The following is a 24,037-nucleotide window of genomic DNA, read 5'->3' as shown; positions in this document are numbered from 1 at the left end:
TTAAAATGATTTAGAATCTTAAACCACCATTTTTAAATGCAGAAAATTATTTTAACACTCTTTATTCTATTCTTTCAATGCACATTTGCTCTTGCCAAAATTTCTGAAACAGAAAAACTCACAGCAACATGCAAAGTTTGGGGATTCTTAAAATATTATCATCCAAAAGTAGCCGGAGGAGAAGTAAATTGGGACAATCAGCTTTTAGAAAAATTGCCTCAAATTGAAAAAGCGGAGACTAAAGAAGAGTTTTCTCTAATCTTAGAAAACTGGATTGATGAGCTGGGATCGGTAAAAGAAATTGCTCCGATTGATGCGCCAAAAGACATAGAGCTTTTTGATAAGAATTTCGATTTAAGCTGGTTGAATAATACTAAGCTGTTTTCTAAAAAGCTTTCGAAGAAATTGAAATTTATTGAAGAGAACAGGTTTCAGAGCAATGAAGAATTCGGACCTGATTTTGATAGTTTTAAAAATCTGAAAAATTACTTTAGTTTTGACTATAATGATAAAGTTTCCAGAATCTTAATGTTATTTACTTATTGGAATGTTATAGAATATTTTTTTCCGTACAAATATGTAATGGATCAAAAATGGGATAAGAGTTTAGAACAAACTTTGCCAATTATTTTAGATGTTAAAAATGATGTAGAATTTTTAGCAGCAATGAAAAGAATGTCAACTAATATAAATGATGGGCATGTTATGTTTCATATCTATCCATCAAAAGGCACAGTAAAAAATACGGTTTATTTTCCGGCAACGGGTAAAATAATTGATGAAAAATTGGTTGTCACCGAAATTTTAGGTGATAGTCTTGCAGAAGTGTATAATATTAAAATTGGAGATGTTATTACCAAAATAAATGATAAAACGATTAAAAATTATATTGATGAAAATAAAAATTTTATAAGTGCTTCAAACAAAACTTCGTTTTTAAATAAAGTTGTAAATCCAATCCTTACCTCTGATTCTGAAAATGTAAAAGTAGAGTTTCTAAAAGATGGAAAGTCAGAAATAAAAGAAATGATATGGTTTAATTATCATGATTCTCATCGAAACGAATATAAAAAGGGAGCCATAAAAAAGAAGGACAAATTTAAACTTCTCGAAAATAATGTCGGCTATGTTAATATGGGAGTTATCAAACCAAAAAATATTCCGGATATGATTGAAGCTTTAAAATCAACAAAGGCAATTGTTTTTGATATGAGAAATTATCCGCAAAATACATGGAAAGAAATTTCAGATTTTTTAAATTCTAAGGAAAAAAGTTTTGCGATTTACACGGAACCTTATTTAAAATATCCGGGAAAATATAAATGGACAGAAGGAGCAAAAGCTGGATTTGAAAACAAAGATCATTATAAAGGCAGAGTGATTGTTTTGTTAAACGAAGATGCTTACAGTCAGTCCGAATGGACAGCTATGTGTTTTCAAACGGCAGAAAACACCACTATTATTGGCAGTCAGACGGCTGGAGCAGATGGAAATGTATTCGAATTTGATTTTAAACGATTTCATACAGGTTTTTCAGGAATAGGCGTTTATTATCCTGACAAACGAGAAACCCAAAGAATCGGAATTGTTCCGGATATTGAAGTTAAACCAACCATCAAAGGAATTCAGGAAGGAAAAGATGAGGTTTTAGACAGAGCACTGGCTTTCATTGAAACAGGCAAATAGTATTTTTATGTTATTTCGATCTTAGGGATAAATCGCATGAGTTGATCGACAAAGATTGGCTCATTTTGTTGATTGTAGTGTAATTTTTTTTCTTCAATATTAAAGAGAAACATAAAAAAATCCCTGTTTCATCAGCATTTTCACAAAAGTGAATCCGTTTCATCAGCATCCCAAATCCCACAATTGCTATTCGTTTATTATTGTCGTAATTTTGACAACTTTAAAAAAGACAATACAATTGAATTCAGCAACAATTATTACCGATACCCACACTCATTTATATTCTGAAGAATTTGATCAGGATCGTGATGAAATGATTCAGAGAGCCATAAACGCAGGAGTAACCCGTTTTTTTATTCCCGCTATTGATGCTGCAGCCACACAATCAATGTATGATCTGGAGCAAAAGTATCCGGATCATGTGTTTTTGATGATGGGTTTGCATCCCACTTACGTGAAAGAGAAGTATCTGGACGAGCTGAAACATGTTGAAACAGAACTTTCAAAACGAAAATTTTATGCCGTAGGCGAAATCGGAATCGATTTGTACTGGGATAAAACCCATTTAAAAGAACAGCAAATCGCTTTTAGAAAACAAATTCAGCTGGCAAAACAATATAAACTTCCGATCGTGATTCATTGCCGCGACGCTTTTGATGAAGTTTTTGAAATTCTGGAAGAAGAAAAATCAGCAGATTTATTTGGTATTTTTCATTGTTTCACCGGAAGCTACGAGCAGGCACTTCAGGCTATTTCGTATAATATGAAATTAGGAATAGGCGGAGTAGTGACTTTTAAAAACGGAAAAATCGACCAATTCTTAAACCAGATTGATTTAAAACATATCGTTTTAGAAACCGATTCACCTTATCTGGCGCCCATTCCATACAGAGGTAAACGCAACGAAAGCAGTTATTTAACGAATGTAATTGCAAAACTGGCCGAAATTTACGACCTTTCAGATACAGAAATTGCAGCAGCAACAACACAAAACTCTAAAGACGTTTTCGGGATTTAATAACCGGATTACAATACTTTAATTTTTTTTTTGTTCTTTTGCCCACTTAAATTGATAATTATAATGCAGAAATTTGACGCTATTCGACCATTTTATGATTCAGAAGTAAATGAAGCACTTCATGGAGTTGTCAATCATCCGATGATGAAAACCATGATGAATTTTACTTTTCCGGAATTAAATGATGAAGTATGGAAAGAACAATTGAAGAAAACACACTCAATCCGTGATTTTCAATGCAATTTTATTTATCAGACGATTCAGAAAGTACTTGAAAAAAGTTCAGAAGGACTTACCACTTCGGGCTTTGAAAAATTAGAAAAAAACACGCCTTATTTATTTATATCCAATCACCGCGATATTTTACTGGATACTACTTTATTAAATGTTTGTCTGTTTGAACACGGTCTGGTCATGACCGCATCGGCAATTGGTGATAATCTGGTCAAAAAAGCATTTTTGAGCACACTCGCAAAACTGAACAGGAACTTTTTAGTTTTAAGAGGTTTAACGCCAAGAGAAATGCTGCAAAGTTCAAAATTACTGGCCGAATATATGGGGCAGTTATTGCTTCGCGAAAACCGCTCAGTGTGGATTGCACAAAGGGAAGGCCGCACCAAAGACGGAAATGATGCAACTAATCCGGGTGTTTTAAAAATGATTGCAATGGGTTCTGATGAAGCTAACCCGATGGATTATTTCAAAAAATTAAAAATCGTGCCGGTATCCATTTCATACGAATACGATCCAACCGATGTTTTAAAAATGCCACAATTAATGGCAGAAGCCAACAACGAGGTTTATGTAAAAGATAAAAACGAGGATTTCATGACGATTTTAAGCGGGATTATGGGAACCAAAAAAAGAATCCATATTTCTGTTGGAGATGTTTTAGATACTGAAATTGACCGTATTGTTGCCGAAAATGATAATTCGAACAAACAAATTCAGGCCCTGGCACAAACAATTGATGATTCTATTTTGCAAAATTATCAATTATGGCCAACCAATTTTATTGCGTATGACATTCTGAATGAGACCAATAAATACAGCCACTTATACAAAGAAGGCGAGAAACAGCTTTTTGAGCGTCGTTTAGAAAAGAGAATAGGAACTGACAATGGAGTTGCCAGACAAGGGTTTTTGGCCATGTATGCGAATCCGGTTGTAAGTAAATTAAAATACAAGAATGCCTTCTAAATCCAAAATACTTTTAATTTATACCGGTGGAACTATCGGTATGAGCAAAGATTTTGAAACAGGGGCTCTCAAAGCTTTTGATTTTGGAAAACTGCTTAAAAACATCCCCGAAATAAAACAACTCGACTGTGAAATCGAAACGGTTTCCTTTGCAAATCCAATCGATTCTTCGAATATGAATCCTGAAATGTGGGTTAAAATTGCCACCATTATCGAGGAAAATTATAATAAATTTGACGGATTTGTCGTGTTGCACGGTTCAGATACCATGTCGTATTCGGCATCGGCATTGAGTTTTATGCTCGAAAATTTAGCAAAACCTGTTGTATTTACGGGTTCGCAACTGCCAATTGGGGACTTGCGTACAGACGCCAAAGAAAACCTGATTACAGCCATTCAGATTGCTTCACTTCAGGAAAACGGACAGCCTGTAATTACCGAAGTTTGTCTGTATTTCGAATATAAATTATATCGCGGAAACCGAACTTCGAAAGTAAATGCAGAACATTTCAGGGCGTTTACAGCACCCAATTATCCGGAATTGGTAGAATCTGGTGTACACTTAAAATTAAACCGACATTTATTTCTTCCCATAAAAACCGACGCAAAACTGATTGTGCATAAAAACCTGAACAATCATGTCGCCATTATAAAAATGTTTCCCGGAATGAGTGAGACTGTTCTGGCTTCGATTTTGGCAATTAAAGATCTAAAAGGAGTTGTACTTGAAACTTACGGGTCCGGAAACGCTCCAACCGAAGACTGGTTTTTAAACCTGATTCAGAAAGCAATTCAGAATGGAATGCATATTGTCAACGTAACACAATGTTCAGGCGGAAGCGTCAATATGGGACAATATGAAACTAGTACAGCCTTGAAATCTTTGGGCGTGATTTCCGGCAAAGACATTACAACGGAAGCGGCTATTACCAAGTTAATGTATTTATTGGGGCACACGGTTACGATTCCGCAAAATGAATTTAAAACCATTTTTGAAACGGCCTTGCGTGGTGAAATTTCGCTTTAGCCGATTTAATTAGACAAAATACTGCAAGTATTGAGAGGATTTTAAAAAAATACTTTTCTAACTCATTTTTTTTCATGTTATTTGCAAACCAAAATAGAAAGGTGTCCGAGTGGTTGAAGGAGCTAGCCTGGAAAGCTAGTATATGGGTAACTGTATCGAGGGTTCGAATCCCTTCCTTTCTGCAAGAATTAAATCCCGCAATTTCATTTATTGAGATTTCGGGATTTTTGTTTTTTTTTTATTATTAGCATACATTTTGAAAATGTGATGTTTTGCTTTGAAAAAAAATTATCTTCGTAATTAAATGATTTCAACAATAATTTCATAAGTTAAATAGATAAAGAGCAATTAACGAGATAATTAAAAAGAAAAATTTATGGAAGAAAATGAAAATAAAGATTCTAATGTTAATGCAACAATTCATGCTGTAACAGGTTTAGTAGCTGCAATTCCAGTTTATCAAGACACAATACAACCTGCAGCAAAACAAATTGGCAATACACTTGAAACTGTTACAAGAGCAGTTAATATTGTGCTATTTCCTATTAGAGGATTAGTTTGGGGATATGAGCAAATTGAAAATTATGTAACAAATAGTGTTTCTGAGAAGTTAAAAAATGTACCAGAAGAAAATATTGTAACACCACCGCCATCAATTGCAGGTCCAGCTTTTGAAGCTTTAAGGTTTAGTGGAGAAGACGTCGATTTAAGGGAACTTTATACAAATTTATTAGCCTCGGCAATGGATAATTCAACACAGCATTTAGTTCATCCCGGTTATGTTGAAATATTAAAAAATTTATGCAGTGATGAAGCAAAATTATTACAGATATTTATCGAAAAGTCAATTTATCCTTTGATTAATATCGTTCAAATAATTCCAGAAAGTTCTGGAGAAATAATTGTAATGAACAATTTTTCACATTTTAAAAATCTAATGGATTTCAAAAGACCTGATTTAATACCTTCATATCTTGATAATATATGTAGATTAGGTCTTACAGAAATCCCAGAAGATTCGTATTTAAGTGCGCCAAAAACTTATGACGACTTAGAAAATGATGAATTAATTCTTATTGCAAAGGATGCAATAGAAGCTAAAGGAATGACGATGAAAATATCAAAAAAAGTTATTCGGATTACAAATTATGGAAAGTTGTTTATAAATAATGTTGTTAAAGAAAGAAAATGATATATCAAAAATAGAAAGTCAGTTCTCTCTATTTTTATCTTTAATATATGAAAAACCAAATTATACTTTTAAGTCTTCTATTCGTATTAATTTCCTGCTCTAAAAAAGAAGAGGTGAAGTCATTTCCTTTTGATGATTTTGTTATTTCTTCTGCGGGTTTGCATCATCTAACTTCTCTAAAATTCACAAAAAGTGATACCATTTATTTTCAGAAGCGGTATCCTGAGCCGATAGAAAATTCTTATACAATCCTTAAGTCAGCAGAAAGAGAAAAGCTTAGTAAATTATTTAATGGAATAAATTTTATAAAGTTTGATAATGATTACGCACAAGAAAATTTGTACGATGGTCAGGCTTATCTTTTGAATGTTTCTATAAAAGATAAGCATAAAAGGATTTTTTTATATGGTAATGTAATTCCAAAAGAGCTCAAAACATTTATAGATTCATTAGGGAAAATAAAAGCTAATTTAAAATTTCTTCCAACAAAAAAGGTTGTAGATTTTGGAGATTTAGGATACCTAATACCTCCGCCATCACCTCCAAGACCAGAAAAAATACATTTTGTAAATTGAAAAACCTCTAATCCAGCCCCGATAGAAATGATATCCTTTTGGCGGGGTTCGCTACAAAAGATAAAGTGGATAGCGGGAGAATTGGTCTTTTGAAAACAGATTTTCTGCTTCTAAAAAAAATTGCAAGAGATAATTCATACATATAAAGCGTGCATTTTTATTTCAATATGTTGTAAAGCGTTTGTTTTTAATGTAAAGCGTTTGTTTTTTGCAGAAATTAAGATTATCTTTAATTTTTAATTAGCGTGTCTTTTTTATGAAAAACAATGAATAGCGTAATAATTTCTCGAACAGCGTCTGTTTTTGATGGTAAAAAGTTACCTGAAGAAGCCAAATTAGTTGGTTATACTGCAATTATAGATAGTCATGGTTTAAATGTACCTATCCCGCAAACTATTTCAATTGTCAGTAAAAAAAACAAAAAATATTCAGTTCAAAATTTCGATGTTTATCCTCCAAGTTACCAGCCTGATGATACCTTGTTTAAACATTTGGTATTTGCCCTTAAATATGAGGGAATCAATCTGCTGGTTTTCAAAAAGCTTTTTGAAAAAATTTCAAAAAATGAAATAGAAGAAATTATTAATAAAGAATCTACAGGGCAATATGTCCGAAAAATATGGTTTTTGTATGAATGGCTTATGGCTGAAAGTCTAGATATTCCAGATGCTGATGTGAAAATCAAATATTCGGATTTATTAGATGCTAATAAACAATTTACAGTAATAAACGGCTTAAAATCAGGTCGGCACCGTATCATTAATAATTTACCAGGCACGGTTGATTTTTGTCCGTTACTATTTAAAACCGATAAACTTAAGAATTATATCGAAGAGAATCTTTCCCAAAAAAAAGACGCTTATTTAAATACGTTTCATAAAGATGTTTTGCAAAGAGCTTCGGCCTTTTTATTGCTGAAAGATTCAAAAGCCTCTTTTACAATAGAAGGAGAGAATCCTACAACTAATCGTGCTGTACGTTGGGGAAAAGCGATTGGGCAGGCAGGTTTGAAAGCACTGGATAAAGAAGAATTGCTTCGATTACAGCAAATTGTAATAGAAAACAGCCGTTTTCTTGAAATGGGCTTTAGAAAGGAAGGCGGGTTTGTAGGCGAGCATGAAAGAATTACCGGTGACCCAATCCCGGAACATATTTCAGCAAAACAGGAAGATATAGAAAAACTGATCGATGGCTTGATTGCTACTTATAAAAAACTGGAAGAAGATTGTTTTGATGCCGTTTTAGCAGCAGCAGGAATTGCATTTGGATTCGTTTTTATTCATCCTTATGTAGACGGGAATGGCAGAATTCATCGCTATTTAATACATCATATATTATCAAAAATGCGATTTGCACATCAGGGAATTATTTTTCCTGTTTCGGCTTCTATTTTAAATCATATTGATGACTATCGAAACGTGTTAGAATCGTATTCTCATCCGTTACTTGATTTTATAGAATGGGAAAAGACAAAATCTAACAATGTTGAAGTTTTAAATGAAACCATTGATTTTTACCGTTATTTTGATGCTACCAAACAAGCGGAGTTTTTGTACGATTGTGTAAATGATACTATTGAAAATGTGATTCCACAGGAAGTAACTTATCTTCAAAAATATGATGAAATGAAAAGTTATTTAGATGATATTTTTCAAATGCCGGATAAAACGGTAGCATTATTAATTCGTTTTTTAGAACAGAATGATGGGAAACTTTCAAAAAGAGCGATCGAAAAAGAATTTTCAGCATTAACAGAAGAAGAAATAAAAGAGATTGAACGAAATTATGAATTACGAATGAAATTCGGGTTTTAAAAAATGATAAACTAGATGTAGTGGTAGGTTCGAATTCCTTACTCTCTACAAGAATAAAAGAGACTGCCCGAAAAGTAAAACCCTGAAAAATTGTTAATAATTTTCAGGGTTTTTTATTAACCATATATCGGTAAAGACTCTTTTAGAAGATGTTTTTTTTACTAAATTAATATTGAAATAAAGAAATATAACAATTCATTTTACTTTAAATTAGGATTTACATCATTTCTAAACAAATAGTTACGTTAAAAAAGGGATTATGGTTTTATACCATTTCAGTTTTCATGAGGATTTCTTCTTCGATAGCGTTCCAGAGTCCAATTCGCTTTTCTAATGCAAGAATTGAAATTTCTTCGACATCTGACCATTTTTGGGCATCTCCGCCACACAACTCCGTAATCATTTGCATTGCCATGGGGCCGTGTTCATCGGCATCGAGTTCAATATGTCTTTCGAAATAATATAGTAATTTTCTTAAATCGGTATCTGGCAGGTTTTTTTGAAAGTTCTTTAGGATTTCGGTAAACATAGCCGGAATCAGGTCTTCTCTTCCAAAAGTAAAGGCAGCAGCGATTTCATGAGGTTTACCCTGTTCAATGACTCTGAATGTGAAATCTAAAAATGACTTTACGTCCGGATGTAATGAGCTTTGTTTGATGGCAACAAAAATATTATGAAGCGAATTTACTTCGGATAAAAATTTGTTGATTGCCGTTGTATCTGCACCACAATCTTCCATGGCCTCGATATACATTTCGTAATGGCTTTGCCTTCTTCCGTCGATAGTCAAATCGGTTTCTTCAGCCAAAACAATTTCGTTGATTAAATACCTGGTTTCCGGGTTTTTGGTGGGGAACCATGGTGTAGTGGTACAGGTAAGTTTAGCCTGTAAAGCCTTTAATAATGACATAAAATCCCAAACTGCAAAGACATGATTTTCTAAGAAACTATGCAGGTCATCGATGTTTTGGATTTTATTGTACAATGAGTGCTGTAAAAGCATTTCCTTCTGAGGATTAATGCGATTGTTTATGGTTTCGATATTCATATGTGGTGGTATTTTTGGTAAATATAAAAAAGCTTCCCGATTAGAAGAAGCTTTTGGTATTGATTTTCAATATATTTTAATAGAGCGTTATTATTTGAATGCTGAAATTCCGGTTACATCCATTCCGGTAATCAGTAAATGAATGTCGTGTGTGCCTTCGTATGTAATGACGCTTTCGAGATTCATCATGTGACGCATGATCGAATATTCGCCTGTAATTCCCATTCCGCCCAGCATTTGTCTGGCTTCGCGTGCGATGTTAATGGCCATGTCGACATTGTTTCGCTTTGCCATTGAGATCTGGGCTGTTGTTGCTTTTCCTTCGTTTCTTAAAATACCTAATCTCCATGTTAATAATTGTGCTTTGGTGATTTCAGTAATCATTTCGGCTAATTTTTTTTGCTGTAATTGAGTACCTCCAATTGGTTTTCCAAACTGAATTCTTTCTTTAGCATAACGCAAAGCGGTGTCGTAACAGTCCATTGCCGCTCCAATAGCACCCCAGGCAATTCCGTATCGGGCAGAGTCTAAACAGCCAAGCGGTGCACCTAAACCTGATTTATTAGGTAATACATTTTCTTTTGGAACTTTTACATTGTCAAAAATCAATTCACCAGTTGATGATGCACGAAGCGACCATTTGTTATGGGTTTCTGGAGTTGAAAACCCTTCCATTCCGCGTTCTACAATTAATCCGTGAATTCTGCCTTCTTCATTTTTTGCCCAGACAATGGCAATATCTGCAAAAGGGGCATTCGAGATCCACATTTTGGCACCGTTTAAAAGATAATGATCTCCCATATCCTTAAAATTGGTAATCATGCTTCCGGGATCAGAGCCGTGATCTGGCTCTGTTAATCCAAAACATCCCATAAATTCTCCGGTAGCCAGTTTTGGCAAATATTTCATTCGTTGTTCTTCGTTTCCGTATTTCCAGATCGGATACATAACTAAAGATGATTGTACAGATGAGGTAGATCGTACGCCGGAATCGCCTCGCTCAATTTCCTGCATAATCAAACCGTATGAAATTTGATCCAGACCAGCACCACCATATTCAACAGGAATATAGGGGCCAAAGCCGCCAATTTCTCCAAGACCTTTTATAATTTGCTTTGGAAATTCGGCTCTTTGGGCATATTCTTCTATAATGGGAGAAACTTCACGCTTTACCCATGCACGTGCAGACTCGCGAACCAATTTGTGTTCTTCTGTTAGTAAATCATCAAGATTGTAGTAATCGGGAGCTTGAAATAGGTCTGGTTTCATGGTACAATAGTTTTATAGATACAAATCTACATAAAGAAATATAACAAAACTAATGATTAATGTTGTAAAAATTACTTTTTAATAAACTATTTAGCTCTTTAGATATTGATAAGTAAGTAAATAAGGTTTTTTAATTGATTTTGAATTAAAATAAGGGCTTTACATTTTAAGATAAAAATCCTTTGTCAATTCGATATATTCAGGGGTATAGACGTGTCGTTCGATTTCTATGGTTAATTCATCGATTTCGATTTCCGGATTGTCATTTCGGCTAAAAGCCAATAAACTGCGTTTGACTTCGGAAGTTGGAGTTCCTTTTACGTGTGTAATTTTGGTTGGGTATAATTCAGATTCCTTAGCTAAAGCAATAAAACTTTTTTCTTCTTTGAATGGAAGAATTACGGCAAAGATTCCGTTTTCAGAAAGTAATAAATCGGCAGCTTCAATTAATTCTTCAAAAGGCATGGCATCCTGAAAACGGGCTAAGTCCCTTTTTTCATTTTCAGTTTTATAATCTTCGGAATAAAAAGGAGGATTCGAAACGATTAAATCATACTCGTCTTCAGGTTCTTCAATAAATTCATCTAGGCCGGCATGAAAGCAAAATAAACGGTCATTCCAGGGTGAATTTTCAAAATTTTCTGTTGCCTGTTCGTAAGCGGCTTCATCAATTTCAAGTGAGTCTATTTGTTGGGCAGCTGTCCGCTGGGCAAGCATTAAAGCAATTATTCCTGTTCCGGCACCAATATCCAATATACTAAACGGATTATGATTTATTGGAGTCCAAGTACCTAATAAAACACCATCGGTTCCTACTTTCATAGCGGTTTTGTCTTGTTGAACAGAGAATTGTTTGAAAGTGAATTTAGACATTGCTAAAAGATTTAAAAAAGTGAGCGACTGAAAAACTGTGACAGAAAGGCTGAATACTTTCTACAAGTACATCTCTACCAATCCTTCAGGAAGATTCATGATTACTTTTTTATTCTCACGATCAATTTTTACAAGGAAATGATCGATCATTGGGACTAAAATTTCAACTTCACCATTTAAAACTTCAAAAAGTGGCTGGGCAGAAGAATCATTAATTGAAGTAATTTTTCCAAAAACGCCTAAACGCTGGTCTTCGATTTCAAAACCGATAACTTCGTGGAAATAAAATTTGTTGCCAGAAAGTTTTGGCAACATGGTTAAGGGAAGATAAATAGCATTGCCAATCAGGGCATCAGCATCTTCTTCTGTATTTACATCTTCAAAACGAACTCTTAAAAAGTCGCCTTTGTGTAAAGAACTTTTTTCAATAAAAAAAGGAACCAGATGTTTGTTCTGTTCAACAAACACTGATTCCAGATTTTCGTATAACTCAGGTTCATCTGTATCTAAATAGATCAGAACTTCACCTTTGAAACTAAATTTTTTAGCGATTTTACCTAAATAAAAACATTCTTCTTTACGCATTATCGCCAGCTAAAATTATGCTTCAGTTGTTTCGTTATTCTCTTCAGCAGCAGCTTCTTCAGTAGATGCTTCAACTTCGGCAACTTCTTCTGTAGCCTCTGCAGCAGTTGCAGCAGCGATAGCGTCAGCTTCAGCCTGAGCCGCAGCAGCTAAACGTTTAGCATTAACTTCTTGTTCTGCTTTTAAAGCTTTAGCTTTAACTTCAGCTTGTGCTTTTGTCAAACCGTCTTTTTTAGCATCAACTTTTCCTGCTTTAGCTTCTAACCAAGCAGCTAATTTTGCATCTGCCTGCTCTTGAGTCAAAGCTCCTTTACGAATACCTCCATCTAGGTGGTGTTTCAATAAAGCACCTTTGTAAGAAAGGATAGCTCTTGCAGTATCAGTTGGCTGTGCACCATTGTGTAGCCATTTAACTGCGCTGTCAAGATTTAACTCAACAGTTGCCGGGTTAGTGTTTGGATTGTAAGTACCGATTTTCTCTAAGTATTTACCATCTCTTTTTGAGCGTGCATCTGCAGCTACAACCCAGTAAAAAGGTTTTCCTTTTTTACCGTGTCTTTGTAATCTAATTTTTACTGACATAATCGTATGATTAAATTTTGAGGTACTCGACCTCTGTTAATTAAGGGCGCAAATATATAATTTTTTTCTGAATTTTAGGCTCATAAATTTATTAAATCTGTTGAATAAATTTTTTGGGCTTTTCGAAGATTGTTTTATAGGATTCTTTGCTGTAAATCAAAATAAAAACATAAATAAACTAATATATAGTAGATTACGGAAAAATAAGACTACATTTGCTACATTATAATAAACAAGTACATATGAACATTTTTGTTGGAAGCCTTCCATTCAGTATTGAGGAAGCAGATTTAAGAGAGTCTTTTGAGGCTTACGGAGCAGTTGATTCAGTTAAGATCATTACTGATAAATTTACTGGAAGAAGCAAAGGATTTGGTTTTGTTGAGATGCCAAACGACAGCGAAGCTCAAAAAGCAATTGATGAATTGAACGGGGCAACTGTTCAGGGACGTGCAATTGTGGTTAATAAATCTGAGCCAAAACCTGAAGGTGAAAGAAGAAGCTTCAATAACAACCGTGGAGGTGATTCTCGCGGTGGTTACGGAAACAACCGTGGCGGAAACGACCGTGGTGGAAACAGAGGAGGATATTAATATTTTTTTCTACATATATAAAAGGCGTCAATGAAAATTGACGCCTTTTTTGTTTCTATTTCTAAAAGAAATTAGATGTTAGCAGCTAACCAGTCACCTACTTCTTTGGTGCCGTATGCTTTTCCTCCATCAGCTAGATCTTCAGTAACTACTCCGGCTTCTAAAGCTTTGTTTACAGCATCTCTCATTGCTTTTCCTTCTTCCATCAATCCGAAGTTTTCGAACATCATCGCAGCAGATAAAACAGTAGCCATCGGGTTAGCAATGTTTAATCCTGTAGCTTGTGGGTAAGAACCGTGAATAGGTTCAAACAAAGATACTTCAGCACCCATAGAGGCAGAAGGCATTAATCCCATTGAACCTGAGATTACAGATGCTTCGTCTGTTAAGATATCTCCAAATAAGTTCTCTGTAATTAATACATCATAAGAATTTGGCCATTGTACCAGACGCATGGCTACTGCATCAACAAATTCGTATGAAACAGTAACTTCCGGATAATCTTTTTCCATTGCCTGAACAGTTTCTCTCCATAAACGAGAAGTTTCCAAAACGTTTGCTTTGTCTACACAACACAGTTTTTTAGAACGTGTCATCGCTAATTCGAAACCTTTTTTGGCTAAACGCTGTACTTCGGTTCTGGTGTAAACGCAGTTGTCAAAAGCAGTGTCGCCGTTGTCTTTTCTTCCTTTTTCACCAAAGTAAATTCCTCCAGTCAATTCTCTTAAGAAAACCAAATCAGTTCCTTCAATTCTTTCTCTTTTTAATGGAGATTTATCCAATAAAGAAGGGAATGTAAAAGTAGGTCTTACGTTTGCGAACAAACCTAATGCTTTACGCATTTTTAACAAACCTTGTTCTGGTCTTACTGGTGCAGAAGGATCGTTATCGTATTTAGGGTGGCCAATCGCTCCAAAAAGAACCGCATCAGCATTTTTACAAACTTCATGTGTAGCATCCGGATAAGGTTCGCCTACTGCATCAATTGCGGCTGCGCCGGTTAAAGCTGGTTTCCAGGTGATTTCATGTCCAAATTTTTGTGCAACAGCATCTGATACTTTTACTGCCTGATCAATTACTTCTGGTCCGATTCCGTCTCCGGCTAAAAGGGCTATGTTTAATTTCATTTTATGGATATTATGGGTTTATTTATTATTTCGATTATTTATTTAAATTTTACTGAGTGATAATATTCAGCATTTTCTGAGTGGCTATAATAGCTGCCACTGTCTGATCTGAATCTAATCCGCGGGTTTTGAATTCTTTTCCGTTGTTTACCCATGTAATAATGGTCTCGCATAAAGCATCAGAGCTACTTCCTGGAGGAATTCGCACCGCATAATCAATCAGTTTTGGAAGCGTCAGTTTTTTACTTTTATAAATTTTGGTTAAGGCATTCATAAAAGCATCGAACTGACCGTCACCCTGAGCATGCTCTTCAATAATTTCCCCATCAATTTTCAGGCATAAAGTAGTTGAAGGACGCATTCCTTTTGAGTGAACCAATATATAAGATTCGATTGTGATTTTCTCTTCGTAGGTATGGCTGTCCAAAACATCCGAAATAATGTATGGAAGATCTTCCTTGGTAACGGTTTCTTTTTTGTCGCCTAATTCGATGATTCTTTGGGTAACCAATTTCAAATCTTCCTGATTTAATTTCAACCCTAATTCCTGAAGGTTTTTTTCAATATTAGCTTTTCCGGATGTTTTACCAAGGGCATATTTCCTTTTTCTTCCAAAACGTTCCGGAAGTAAATCATTAAAGTATAAGTTGTTTTTGTTGTCACCATCTGCATGAATTCCTGCAGTCTGCGTAAAAACATTATCGCCTACAATGGGTTTATTGGCTGGAATTCTGTAGCCTGTAAAAGTTTCAACCAGTTTACTTACAGAGTATAATGAGGTTTCTTTGATGTTGATCTTTACATCCGGCATAAAATCATTTATAACGGCAACCGTACTTTCAAGTGGTGCATTTCCGGCACGTTCTCCCATTCCGTTTACAGTTACGTGAAGTCCATTTATTCCGGCTTTTATAGCTTCCATAACATTAGCAACACTTAAATCGTAGTCGTTATGGGCATGAAAGTCAAAATGAGTATTGGGATATTTTGCTGTGATTGTCGAAATAAATTCAAAAGCCTGCGAAGGAATCAATACGCCAAGTGTGTCCGGAAGCAGAATTCTTTTTACTGGCTGTTGGGTTAGAAAGTCTAAATATTGAAAAACATATTCAGGAGAATTTCGCATTCCGTTGCTCCAGTCTTCCAGATAGACATTGGTTTCAATATTGTTTTCTTTTGCTAATGCAATTGCCTGGGCGATTTCAGAAAAATGTTGTTCTGGTGTTTTTTTTAATTGATGCGTAAGATGATTCAGGGATCCTTTAGTTAGTAAATTCTGAACTTTGGCACCTGATTTTTTCATCCAGTCTATAGAAAGACCACCGTCTACAAAAGTCAGAACTTCGATTCGGCTGGTGTATCCTTTTTGTTCGGCCCATGACATAATGCCTTTTACGCCCTGAAATTCGCCTTCACTCACACGTGCTGAAGCAATTTCGATTCTATCAATATTTAATTCTTCCAACAACAATTGTGCAATGGTCAGTTTTTCTGCAGCAGAAAAAGATACTCCCGAGGTTTGTTCACCATCACGGAGCGTTGTATCCATTATTTCAATTTTTCTTTTTTCCATTCTAAATATGATATGATATTTTTTCGATTTGATAGTTCGAATCGGATTTTGTAAAATTGTAAAAAGCAGTTACCAAGCCCAACTATAGAAATTGAAACTTACGTAACTGCATTTGAGTTGGTTGTGTTTAGTAAGGCAGTTTGTCAGCAAAAGCTACAATATCTTCCTTAATATTTTGTAAATAATCAATGTCGTCAAAACCATTAATCATGTTATTTTTTTTGTAACCGTTGATAGCAAAAGATTCTGATTGCCCTGTTGCCAATAAAGTAATAGTCTGATTGGGTAAGTTAATTTCTAATTGCGTATTTGGATCAGCTTCGATAGCTTTAAAAATAGTATCAGCAAATTCAGGGCTAACCTGAACCGGCAAAACACCAATATTTAGACAGTTTCCTTTGAAGATGTCTGCAAAGAAAGAAGAAACTACAGCTCTGAAACCATAATCGTAAACAGCCCATGCAGCGTGTTCTCTTGAAGATCCTGAACCAAAGTTTTTCCCTCCAACAAGAATTTTTCCGCTATAAGTTGAATCGTTTAAAACGAAATCAGCTTTTGGAGTGTCATCTCCGTTATATCTCCAGTCTCTGAAAAGATTGTCTCCAAAACCTTCACGTTTTGTAGCTTTCAGGAAACGAGCAGGGATTATTTGATCAGTATCTACGTTCTCAATTGGCAGCGGCACTGCACTGCTGGTCAATATATTAAATTTATCGTATGCCATTTTTATTGTTTTTGGGCAGTCGGCTTTGAGCTTTGGGCTTTGGCAAACTGCGCTAATTTTGTTGATTTAATTTTAGTCTTAATTGATAAACCTGTTTTCTAATTTGAATTACTTTCTTCTCTAAACTTTGATGAATTTCAGGGCTTAAATATTTCAAGTCAGAAGTAAGTAATAATAAATATTCAACCTCTGAACAGGAAGCAATTGCAATATTCAAATATCTTGCAAATTCTTTTTCGGAATTAGAGCCACAACCTTCAGTAAAATTTGTTGGAATAGAAGAAACTGCTCTTCTCAATTGACTTGTTAATCCAGACAATTCTTCTTTTGGAAAATATTTTGTTACCTGATAAACTTCAAGTGTAAACAAATGACTTTCTTGCCAAACATTATATTTTCTAAAATCTCTCATTTTGGGCTGTGGGCTATAAGCTCTCGGCAGTGGGCTGATTGCCGGCAGCCGAGAGCTCACAGCTTTCTAAAACAACTCTCTTGGATCTGTTAGTTTTCCTGTAACAGCCGCCGCCGCCGCCATAATTGGAGAAGCTAACAAAGTTCTAGATCCAGGGCCCTGACGGCCTTCGAAGTTTCGGTTTGATGTACTTACGGCATATTTTCCGGCTGGAACTTTATCATCGTTCATTGCTAAACATGCTGAACATCCCGGCTGACGTAATACGAAACCAGCTTCTGTCAGTACGTCTAAAATACCTTCTTCTTTGATCTGAGCTTCTACAACGTGAGAACCCGGAACTAACCAGGCCGTAACATTATCAGCTTTTTTTCTTCCTTTTACAATTTCAGCAAAAGCTCTGAAATCTTCAATACGACCATTTGTACAGCTTCCTAAGAAAACGTAGTCAATTGGTTTTCCAATCATCACATCATCTTCGTGGAAACCCATGTAAGCTAACGATTTTTTATACGTTTCCTCACCGCCTTCAACCTGATCAGCACTCGGAATATGTTTAGAGATACCAATTCCCATACCTGGGTTAGTACCATAAGTAATCATTGGTTCGATATCTTCTGCTTTGATGTTTAATTCAGCGTCAAAAACAGCATCAGTATCAGTTTTAAGGGTTTTCCAGTATTCAACAGCTTTCGTCCAGGCTTCACCTTTTGGGGCATATAATCTTCCTTCAAGGAAATCAAAAGTAGTCTGGTCAGGAGCAATCATACCTCCACGGGCACCCATTTCGATACTTAGGTTACAAACAGTCATACGACCTTCCATAGTCATTTCCTCGAATACATTTCCCGCATATTCAACAAAATATCCTGTACCTCCGGAAGTAGTTAATTGAGCAATAATATAAAGAGCAACGTCTTTTGGGCCAACACCTTTGCTTAGTTTACCATTTACATTGATACGCATTTTTTTTGGTTTGGGCTGCATGATACATTGTGTAGAAAGTACCATTTCAACTTCTGAAGTTCCGATACCAAAAGCAATCGCTCCAAAAGCACCGTGAGTAGAAGTATGTGAATCACCACAAACAATAGTTGCACCTGGCAAAGTAATTCCGTTTTCAGGACCTACTACGTGCACAATTCCATTTTTTTGGTGACCTAATCCCCAGTGCGAAATTCCGTATTCTGCGGAGTTGTCTTCTAATGCCTGCAATTGATTGGCAGATAGCGCATCGGCAACTGGTAAATGCTGGTTTATGGTTGGTGTATTGTGATCGGCAGTTGCAAAAGTACGCTCAGGGTATAAAACCTTTACGCCTCTGGCTTTTAATCCTAAAAAAGCAACAGGACTCGTAACTTCGTGAATGAAATGACGATCAATAAAAAACACATCCGGTCCATCTTCAATTTTGCGCACAACGTGTGAATCCCATACTTTGTCAAATAATGTCTTACTCATTTTTTATTTTTTTTAATTGTAATTCTATAAGTCACAGCAATTCCTGCTTGTTATATTAGGAAAACAAAATTAGAAAAAGATACAAAGTGGTCAATTTCAATATTTCATTATATACGATACCCAAAGTAAATTACAAATTGTTATTCGCTTTTTTGTACTTAAAATTGATTGTAGAATGAATATAAATTGGTTTTCTTTTTCTTTTTCAGGTTAATTTTGAATTGATTGCTTTTAGTTTTAATAGTTTGCAAATTTATCTTAAAATCACTATAAAATAGTGGTTTTAATTCAAAAAAATGTAACAAAACAAATAAAAATAGTAACAATTGGTAGTTTTGAATTCTTTTTTATGGTTTTAAAAACCCTTATTAATTGTTCTTTTAATGCCCGAAAAGTTAATTTTTAAAGGATATTTTTCTCCTCCATTTTAATTCAAATACTACGACATCCAAGAAGTGTATTTTTATGAAATTTTATGAATTTTAAGAGAAATATTGATTTGTTCATAAGAATGATTTTTTGGGAGATATGCATTTCCTTTCTTCCAAAAAAAGACTAATTTTGAAGTTCAGATTTTTTGTTTTTTAAAATTTGCAACTACCTCAATAACAACTATGTACTTAATATTCGATACCGAAACAACCGGATTACCAAAACGTTGGGATGCACCCATTACCGATTCTGATAACTGGCCCCGCTGTATTCAGATTGCGTGGCAGCTGCACGACGAAATGGGACAGCTGATCGAACATCAGGATTATCTGGTAAGACCGGACGGATTTAATATTCCGTATGATGCTGAACGTATTCACGGAATTTCTACCGAATTGGCAGAAGCTGACGGAATCACGCTGGCCGAAGTTTTAGAGAAATTCAATATTGCTTTAACCAAAACCAAATTTATCGTTGGACAGAATTTAGGTTTTGATGTTAATATTATGGGAGCCGAATTTCATAGAATGGGCGTTGATTCTCCTATGAGTTCGATGCCGGTTCTGGATACTTGTACCGAGGTTACCGCTTCGTTGTTAAAGCTTCCCGGAGGTCGTGGAGGAAAATTTAAGCTTCCTACGTTAACAGAATTACACGAATATTTATTCAATGTCCCTTTTGCGGAAGCGCACAACGCAACTGCCGACGTTGAAGCCACTACACGTTGTTTTTTAGAGTTAATTAGACGGGAAGTTTTTACCAAAGAAGAACTGGATGTTCCTAAAGATTATTTTAAGGAATTTCAGGAAAGAAATCCGAAGGAATTTCCATTAATCGGTTTAAAGCATATCAACTTAAAAGCAGCCTCTGATAAAATCAGGGAGCAGATTAAGGCTTTACAGGTTGATGATACGCCAACTGTTGTTTCAGATTCGGCAAAAGCCGATTTCAAAGCAGCAAAATTTGCACATTTACACAATCATACGCAGTTTTCGGTTCTTCAATCGACTATCGGGATTGGGAATATTGTTTCGGCTACAGCCAAAAACAGAATGCCAGCCGTTGCCATGACTGATACCGGGAACATGATGGGGGCTTTCCATTTTGTGAGTGCCGTGATGAACCACAACAAAGCTGCTTCAGGAAAAAATAAAGCCTTGGTCGAAGCAGGCGAAGAACCAACAGAAACCGAAATAAAACCAATTGTTGGTTGTGAATTTAATATTTGCGAAAATCATTTAGACAAATCCAAAAAAGACAACGGTTATCAGATTGTTTTGCTGGCTAAAAATAAAGCGGGTTATCACAATCTGGCAAAAATGGCGTCGATTGCCTATACCGAAGGATTCTATTATGTTCCGAGGATTGACAAAAATATCGTTGAGCAATACAAAGGCGATATTATGGTTTTGTCCGGGAATTTATACGGGGAAATTCCAAGTAAAATTCTGAATATTGGTGAAAACCAGGCCGAAGAAGCTTTAATTTGGTGGAAAACACAATTTGGCGAAGATTTCTATCTGGAAGTCATGCGACACCATCAGGAAGATGAAAATCGTGTAAACAAGACCCTCATTGAGTTTTCGCAAAAGCATAATGTCAAGCTAATTGCTACCAATAATACTTACTATTTAAATAAAGAAGATGCCAATGCGCACGATATTTTATTGTGTGTAAAAGACGGTGAAAAACAAGCTACACCAATTGGCAGGGGCCGTGGCTATCGTTACGGATTGCCGAATCAGGAATATTATTATAAGTCGGAAGAAGAGATGAAAAAACTCTTTACCGATCTGCCTGAAGCGATTATCAATATTCAGGAAATTGTTGACAAGGTAGAAGGATATTCGCTTTATCGGGATGTACTGCTTCCAAAGTTTGATATTCCGGAAGAATTTGTAGTTCCTGAAGATGAAGCCGATGGTGGCGTTCGTGGCGAGAATAAATATTTACGTCACCTTACGATGGAAGGTGCTAAAAGAAGATATGGCGAAATTACAGAATCGATTCAGGAGCGTCTGGATTTTGAATTATTGACGATTTCAAATTCAGGATATCCGGGTTACTTTTTAATTGTTCAGGATTTCATTGCAGAGGCCAGAAAAATGGACGTTTCCGTTGGACCAGGCCGGGGTTCTGCTGCAGGTTCTGCGGTTGCATACTGTCTTGGGATTACCAATATTGACCCGATTAAATACGATTTGCTTTTTGAGCGTTTCCTAAATCCTGACCGTGTATCCATGCCCGATATTGATATCGACTTTGATGACGAGGGGCGTGGCCGTGTGATGGATTATGTAATCAACAAATACGGTCAAAAACAGGTGGCACAGATTATCACGTATGGTAAAATGGCAACCAAATCGGCGATTCGTGACACGGCGCGTGTACTGGATCTGCCTTTATTTGAAGCCGACAGAATTGCAAAACTGATTCCGGCGATGATGCCAGGGAAGTGGAATTTGGCACGTTTTATTTCTGAGAGTGAAGATGAGGTTAAAAAAGCGCTGAAATCATCAGAAGAATTTGATCGGGTTAAGGAATTAATCGGCATTGCCAATGAAGATGATTTGGCAGGAGAAACCATTCAGCAGGCAAAAATTCTGGAAGGGTCGATGCGAAACACAGGGATTCATGCCTGTGGTGTAATCATTACGCCATCGGATATTACAAATTATGTTCCCGTTACCACAGCAAAAGATTCGGATTTATACGTGACCCAGTTTGATAACTCCGTAGCAGAGAGTGCCGGACTGCTGAAAATGGACTTTCTGGGTCTGAAGACCCTTACGCTGATAAAAGATACTGTAAAACTGGTAAAATACAGAACCGGAAAAGAACTGGATCCGGATACTTTCCCGATTGATGATCCTGAAACGTACGCGCTTTTCCAAAGGGGTGAAACCGTTGGAATCTTCCAGTACGAGTCACCCGGGATGCAGAAATATATGAAGGATCTGAAACCAACTGTTTTTGGGGATTTAATTGCGATGAATGCCTTGTACCGTCCGGGACCTTTGGAATATATTCCGTCTTTTGTCCGAAGAAAAAATGGTGATGAGGAAATTCAGTACGATTTGGATGCCTGTGCCGAATATCTTTCAGAAACTTACGGAATTACGGTTTATCAGGAGCAGGTAATGCTTTTGTCTCAGTCTTTGGCAGGATTTACAAAGGGTGAGGCTGACGTTTTACGAAAAGCGATGGGAAAAAAACAAAAGGACGTACTGGATAAAATGAAGCCGAAGTTCGTAGAACAGGCATCAGCAAAAGGACATGACGCCAAAATCCTGGAGAAAATCTGGAAAGACTGGGAGGCTTTTGCAAGTTATGCTTTCAACAAATCGCACTCGACTTGTTATGCCTGGATTGCCTATCAAACCGCTTATTTAAAAGCGCATTATCCAGCTGAATATATGGCGGCGGTGCTTTCCAATAATATGAATGATATCAAACAGGTTTCGTTCTTTATGGAAGAATGTAAGCGTATGGGCTTGCAGGTTTTGGGACCTTGTGTTAATGAATCGTTCTATAAATTTACCGTAAATGATGATTATGCGGTTCGTTTCGGGATGGGAGCTATCAAAGGAGTAGGTCAGGGTGCTGTAGAAACAATTGTAGAAAGCAGGAAAGACGGAAGGTATAAATCGATTTTTGATCTGGCAAAACGAATTGATTTGCGTGCAGCCAATAAAAAGGCAATAGAGAATTTAGCACTAGCTGGTGGTTTTGATTCGTTTGAGGGAACTACAAGAGCACAATATTTTCATGATGATGGAGACGGAATTACGTTTTATGAAAAAGCGATGCGTTATGGATCAAAGTTTCAGGAAAACGAAAACTCGTCTCAGGTAAGCTTGTTTGGAGAAACCAGTGAGGTACAGATTTCGGAGCCTGTAATACCTCCTTGTGAGGATTGGGGAACAATGGAAAAACTTTCGAGAGAAAAGGAAGTAGTGGGGATTTATATTTCTGGGCATCCTTTGGATGATTTTAGATTTGAAATGAAATACTTCTGCAATGCCCGATTAGATGCTCTAAAAAATATGGAACAGTATGTTGGAAAGCATTTAACTGTTGCCGGAATTACTAGTAATATTCAACATAGAGTAGCGAAAAACGGAAAGGGCTGGGCAATGTTTAATCTGGAAGGTTATGATGAAAGTTATGAATTTAGAATGTTTGGTGAAGAATATTTAAAGTACCAGCATTTTTTAGTGCCAAATAAATTTATGTTTTTTAAAATTTTAATTAAGGATGGCTGGGTCAATCACGATACAGGAAAAAAATCGGAGCCAAGAATGCAATTTGTTGAGATTAAACAATTGCAGGATGTTTTGGAAACATTTGCCAAAAAGCTAATTCTGTTGCTTAATATTAAAGATCTCCAGACTGAATTCATTCATAGACTGAGTCAGTTATTTAATGCTTATAAAGGAGACAATGCTGTGACTTTTGAAATCATGGAGTTAGAAAAAGTAAAGCGTCTGGTTGAGGTTGAAACAACAAATGAATTCGAAGAAACAGAAGACACTGTTTTTGAAGACGAAAATGAAGATAATGATGTTATTTCTGAAGCGGCCAAAATTCAGGAAGTTAAAGAGGTTGAGGAGGTTAAAGTGGTTACAAAGTTAACGATGCCAAGCCGCAGGTTAAAAGTTAAAATATCAACTGAATTACTGCAGGAATTAGAAAAAATGCAGATTAATTTCAAACTCAATTAAAAATTAACAGTTAAAATTTAATTGATAATGTAATTTTTAGGTTAAAAATATGCGCGCATAGTAAATTTGTTTCATATTGAATTTCAAATCAATAATAATCATACTCTGAACCAGGAATGTTA

General features: G+C 35.8%; 19 protein-coding genes and 1 tRNA gene. 10 read left to right on the top strand and 10 right to left on the bottom strand.

Annotated features, from left to right (window positions below; all coding sequences use genetic code 11):
- The first annotated feature begins 36 nt into the window (after window positions 1-36).
- From DMB65_RS07035 to DMB65_RS07000, 8 genes are all read left to right on the top strand, one after another.
- Entirely contained in the window at window positions 37-1,686 is a 1,650-nt protein-coding gene (locus DMB65_RS07035) for a S41 family peptidase (protein WP_110305933.1), read from the top strand.
- A gap of 238 nt (window positions 1,687-1,924) precedes the next feature.
- Window positions 1,925-2,704 (top strand): TatD family hydrolase, encoded by a 780-nt coding sequence (locus DMB65_RS07030; RefSeq protein ID WP_110305932.1) that lies wholly within the window; start codon window positions 1,925-1,927, stop codon window positions 2,702-2,704.
- A 63-nt stretch (window positions 2,705-2,767) separates the two neighbouring features.
- Window positions 2,768-3,904 carry a 1-acyl-sn-glycerol-3-phosphate acyltransferase gene (locus tag DMB65_RS07025; RefSeq protein WP_110305931.1) on the top strand — a complete coding sequence of 379 codons (1,137 nt, stop codon included), beginning with the start codon at window positions 2,768-2,770 and terminating at the stop codon, window positions 3,902-3,904.
- Window positions 3,894-4,931 (top strand): asparaginase, encoded by a 1,038-nt coding sequence (locus tag DMB65_RS07020; protein ID WP_110305930.1) that lies wholly within the window; start codon window positions 3,894-3,896, stop codon window positions 4,929-4,931. Before DMB65_RS07025 ends, DMB65_RS07020 begins: the two co-directional genes overlap by 11 nt.
- A gap of 95 nt (window positions 4,932-5,026) precedes the next feature.
- Window positions 5,027-5,113 (top strand) — tRNA-Ser (locus DMB65_RS07015).
- A 194-nt stretch (window positions 5,114-5,307) separates the two neighbouring features.
- Window positions 5,308-6,123 carry a DUF4393 domain-containing protein gene (locus DMB65_RS07010; RefSeq protein WP_110305929.1) on the top strand — a complete coding sequence of 272 codons (816 nt, stop codon included), beginning with the start codon at window positions 5,308-5,310 and terminating at the stop codon, window positions 6,121-6,123.
- A 47-nt stretch (window positions 6,124-6,170) separates the two neighbouring features.
- Window positions 6,171-6,698: a hypothetical protein gene (locus tag DMB65_RS07005; RefSeq protein WP_110305928.1), complete on the top strand. Its 528-nt coding sequence runs from the start codon at window positions 6,171-6,173 to the stop codon at window positions 6,696-6,698.
- Between the two features lie 266 nt (window positions 6,699-6,964).
- Window positions 6,965-8,512: a Fic family protein gene (locus DMB65_RS07000; RefSeq protein ID WP_110305927.1), complete on the top strand. Its 1,548-nt coding sequence runs from the start codon at window positions 6,965-6,967 to the stop codon at window positions 8,510-8,512.
- Between the two features lie 265 nt (window positions 8,513-8,777).
- Here the strand turns inward: DMB65_RS07000 and DMB65_RS06995 are convergent, their stop codons facing one another.
- From DMB65_RS06995 to DMB65_RS06975, 5 genes are all read right to left on the bottom strand, one after another.
- Window positions 8,778-9,560 (bottom strand): DUF3050 domain-containing protein, encoded by a 783-nt coding sequence (locus DMB65_RS06995; RefSeq protein WP_110305926.1) that lies wholly within the window; start codon window positions 9,558-9,560, stop codon window positions 8,778-8,780.
- Between the two features lie 90 nt (window positions 9,561-9,650).
- Window positions 9,651-10,829, bottom strand: coding sequence for an acyl-CoA dehydrogenase family protein (locus DMB65_RS06990; protein ID WP_110305925.1), 1,179 nt, complete (start codon window positions 10,827-10,829; stop codon window positions 9,651-9,653).
- Window positions 10,830-10,988: 159 nt separating this feature from the next.
- Window positions 10,989-11,702: a tRNA1(Val) (adenine(37)-N6)-methyltransferase gene (locus tag DMB65_RS06985; protein WP_110305924.1), complete on the bottom strand. Its 714-nt coding sequence runs from the start codon at window positions 11,700-11,702 to the stop codon at window positions 10,989-10,991.
- Between the two features lie 60 nt (window positions 11,703-11,762).
- Window positions 11,763-12,287 (bottom strand): ribosome maturation factor RimM, encoded by a 525-nt coding sequence (rimM, locus tag DMB65_RS06980; RefSeq protein WP_110305923.1) that lies wholly within the window; start codon window positions 12,285-12,287, stop codon window positions 11,763-11,765.
- A 15-nt stretch (window positions 12,288-12,302) separates the two neighbouring features.
- Window positions 12,303-12,869 (bottom strand): 30S ribosomal protein S16, encoded by a 567-nt coding sequence (locus tag DMB65_RS06975; RefSeq protein WP_110305922.1) that lies wholly within the window; start codon window positions 12,867-12,869, stop codon window positions 12,303-12,305.
- A 242-nt stretch (window positions 12,870-13,111) separates the two neighbouring features.
- Here DMB65_RS06975 and DMB65_RS06970 point away from each other — a divergent pair, with 242 nt between their 5' ends.
- Entirely contained in the window at window positions 13,112-13,462 is a 351-nt protein-coding gene (locus DMB65_RS06970) for an RNA recognition motif domain-containing protein (protein WP_110305921.1), read from the top strand.
- 71 nt (window positions 13,463-13,533) lie between these two features.
- Here the strand turns inward: DMB65_RS06970 and leuB are convergent, their stop codons facing one another.
- The 5 genes from leuB to leuC all read right to left on the bottom strand — a co-directional run bounded on the left by leuB (window position 13,534) and on the right by leuC (window position 18,759).
- A complete protein-coding gene (leuB, locus tag DMB65_RS06965; protein WP_110305920.1) occupies window positions 13,534-14,589 on the bottom strand; it encodes a 3-isopropylmalate dehydrogenase in 1,056 nt (351 codons plus the stop codon).
- 49 nt (window positions 14,590-14,638) lie between these two features.
- Entirely contained in the window at window positions 14,639-16,162 is a 1,524-nt protein-coding gene (locus tag DMB65_RS06960) for an alpha-isopropylmalate synthase regulatory domain-containing protein (protein WP_110305919.1), read from the bottom strand.
- A gap of 127 nt (window positions 16,163-16,289) precedes the next feature.
- Entirely contained in the window at window positions 16,290-16,886 is a 597-nt protein-coding gene (leuD, locus tag DMB65_RS06955; protein ID WP_007809710.1) for a 3-isopropylmalate dehydratase small subunit, read from the bottom strand.
- Between the two features lie 52 nt (window positions 16,887-16,938).
- On the bottom strand, window positions 16,939-17,298 hold the full coding sequence (locus DMB65_RS06950) for a four helix bundle protein (RefSeq protein ID WP_110305918.1): 360 nt from the start codon (window positions 17,296-17,298) through the stop codon (window positions 16,939-16,941).
- Window positions 17,299-17,364: 66 nt separating this feature from the next.
- The gene (gene leuC / locus DMB65_RS06945; protein ID WP_110305917.1) at window positions 17,365-18,759 is read right to left on the bottom strand and encodes a 3-isopropylmalate dehydratase large subunit; all 1,395 of its coding nucleotides are present in this window, start codon (window positions 18,757-18,759) and stop codon (window positions 17,365-17,367) included.
- 614 nt (window positions 18,760-19,373) lie between these two features.
- Between leuC and dnaE the strand changes: the two genes are divergently transcribed.
- A complete protein-coding gene (gene dnaE / locus DMB65_RS06940) occupies window positions 19,374-23,915 on the top strand; it encodes a DNA polymerase III subunit alpha (RefSeq protein WP_110305916.1) in 4,542 nt (1,513 codons plus the stop codon).
- Window positions 23,916-24,037: the final 122 nt, after the last annotated feature.

It is taken from the genome of Flavobacterium cheongpyeongense, assembly GCF_003202435.1.
Lineage (GTDB): Bacteria > Bacteroidota > Bacteroidia > Flavobacteriales > Flavobacteriaceae > Flavobacterium > Flavobacterium cheongpyeongense.
The sequence above is the reverse complement of the archived record's forward strand: the minus strand, read 5'-3'. Positions and strand labels throughout refer to the sequence as shown.

What these genes read in the sequence shown, in the direction of transcription:
- DMB65_RS06960 (WP_110305919.1), bottom strand. Translation starts at nt 16,162, where the DNA reads ATGGAAAAAAGAAAAATTGAAATAATGGATACAACGCTCCGTGATGGT.
- DMB65_RS06970 (WP_110305921.1), top strand. Translation starts at nt 13,112, where the DNA reads ATGAACATTTTTGTTGGAAGCCTTCCATTCAGTATTGAGGAAGCAGAT.
- DMB65_RS07025 (WP_110305931.1), top strand. Translation starts at nt 2,768, where the DNA reads ATGCAGAAATTTGACGCTATTCGACCATTTTATGATTCAGAAGTAAAT.
- DMB65_RS07010 (WP_110305929.1), top strand. Translation starts at nt 5,308, where the DNA reads ATGGAAGAAAATGAAAATAAAGATTCTAATGTTAATGCAACAATTCAT.
- DMB65_RS06995 (WP_110305926.1), bottom strand. Translation starts at nt 9,560, where the DNA reads ATGAATATCGAAACCATAAACAATCGCATTAATCCTCAGAAGGAAATG.
- leuB (WP_110305920.1), bottom strand. Translation starts at nt 14,589, where the DNA reads ATGAAATTAAACATAGCCCTTTTAGCCGGAGACGGAATCGGACCAGAA.
- leuD (WP_007809710.1), bottom strand. Translation starts at nt 16,886, where the DNA reads ATGGCATACGATAAATTTAATATATTGACCAGCAGTGCAGTGCCGCTG.
- rimM (WP_110305923.1), bottom strand. Translation starts at nt 12,287, where the DNA reads ATGCGTAAAGAAGAATGTTTTTATTTAGGTAAAATCGCTAAAAAATTT.
- dnaE (WP_110305916.1), top strand. Translation starts at nt 19,374, where the DNA reads ATGTACTTAATATTCGATACCGAAACAACCGGATTACCAAAACGTTGG.
- DMB65_RS07005 (WP_110305928.1), top strand. Translation starts at nt 6,171, where the DNA reads ATGAAAAACCAAATTATACTTTTAAGTCTTCTATTCGTATTAATTTCC.
- DMB65_RS06975 (WP_110305922.1), bottom strand. Translation starts at nt 12,869, where the DNA reads ATGTCAGTAAAAATTAGATTACAAAGACACGGTAAAAAAGGAAAACCT.
- DMB65_RS07020 (WP_110305930.1), top strand. Translation starts at nt 3,894, where the DNA reads ATGCCTTCTAAATCCAAAATACTTTTAATTTATACCGGTGGAACTATC.
- leuC (WP_110305917.1), bottom strand. Translation starts at nt 18,759, where the DNA reads ATGAGTAAGACATTATTTGACAAAGTATGGGATTCACACGTTGTGCGC.
- DMB65_RS07035 (WP_110305933.1), top strand. Translation starts at nt 37, where the DNA reads ATGCAGAAAATTATTTTAACACTCTTTATTCTATTCTTTCAATGCACA.
- DMB65_RS06990 (WP_110305925.1), bottom strand. Translation starts at nt 10,829, where the DNA reads ATGAAACCAGACCTATTTCAAGCTCCCGATTACTACAATCTTGATGAT.
- DMB65_RS06985 (WP_110305924.1), bottom strand. Translation starts at nt 11,702, where the DNA reads ATGTCTAAATTCACTTTCAAACAATTCTCTGTTCAACAAGACAAAACC.
- DMB65_RS07000 (WP_110305927.1), top strand. Translation starts at nt 6,965, where the DNA reads ATGAATAGCGTAATAATTTCTCGAACAGCGTCTGTTTTTGATGGTAAA.
- DMB65_RS06950 (WP_110305918.1), bottom strand. Translation starts at nt 17,298, where the DNA reads ATGAGAGATTTTAGAAAATATAATGTTTGGCAAGAAAGTCATTTGTTT.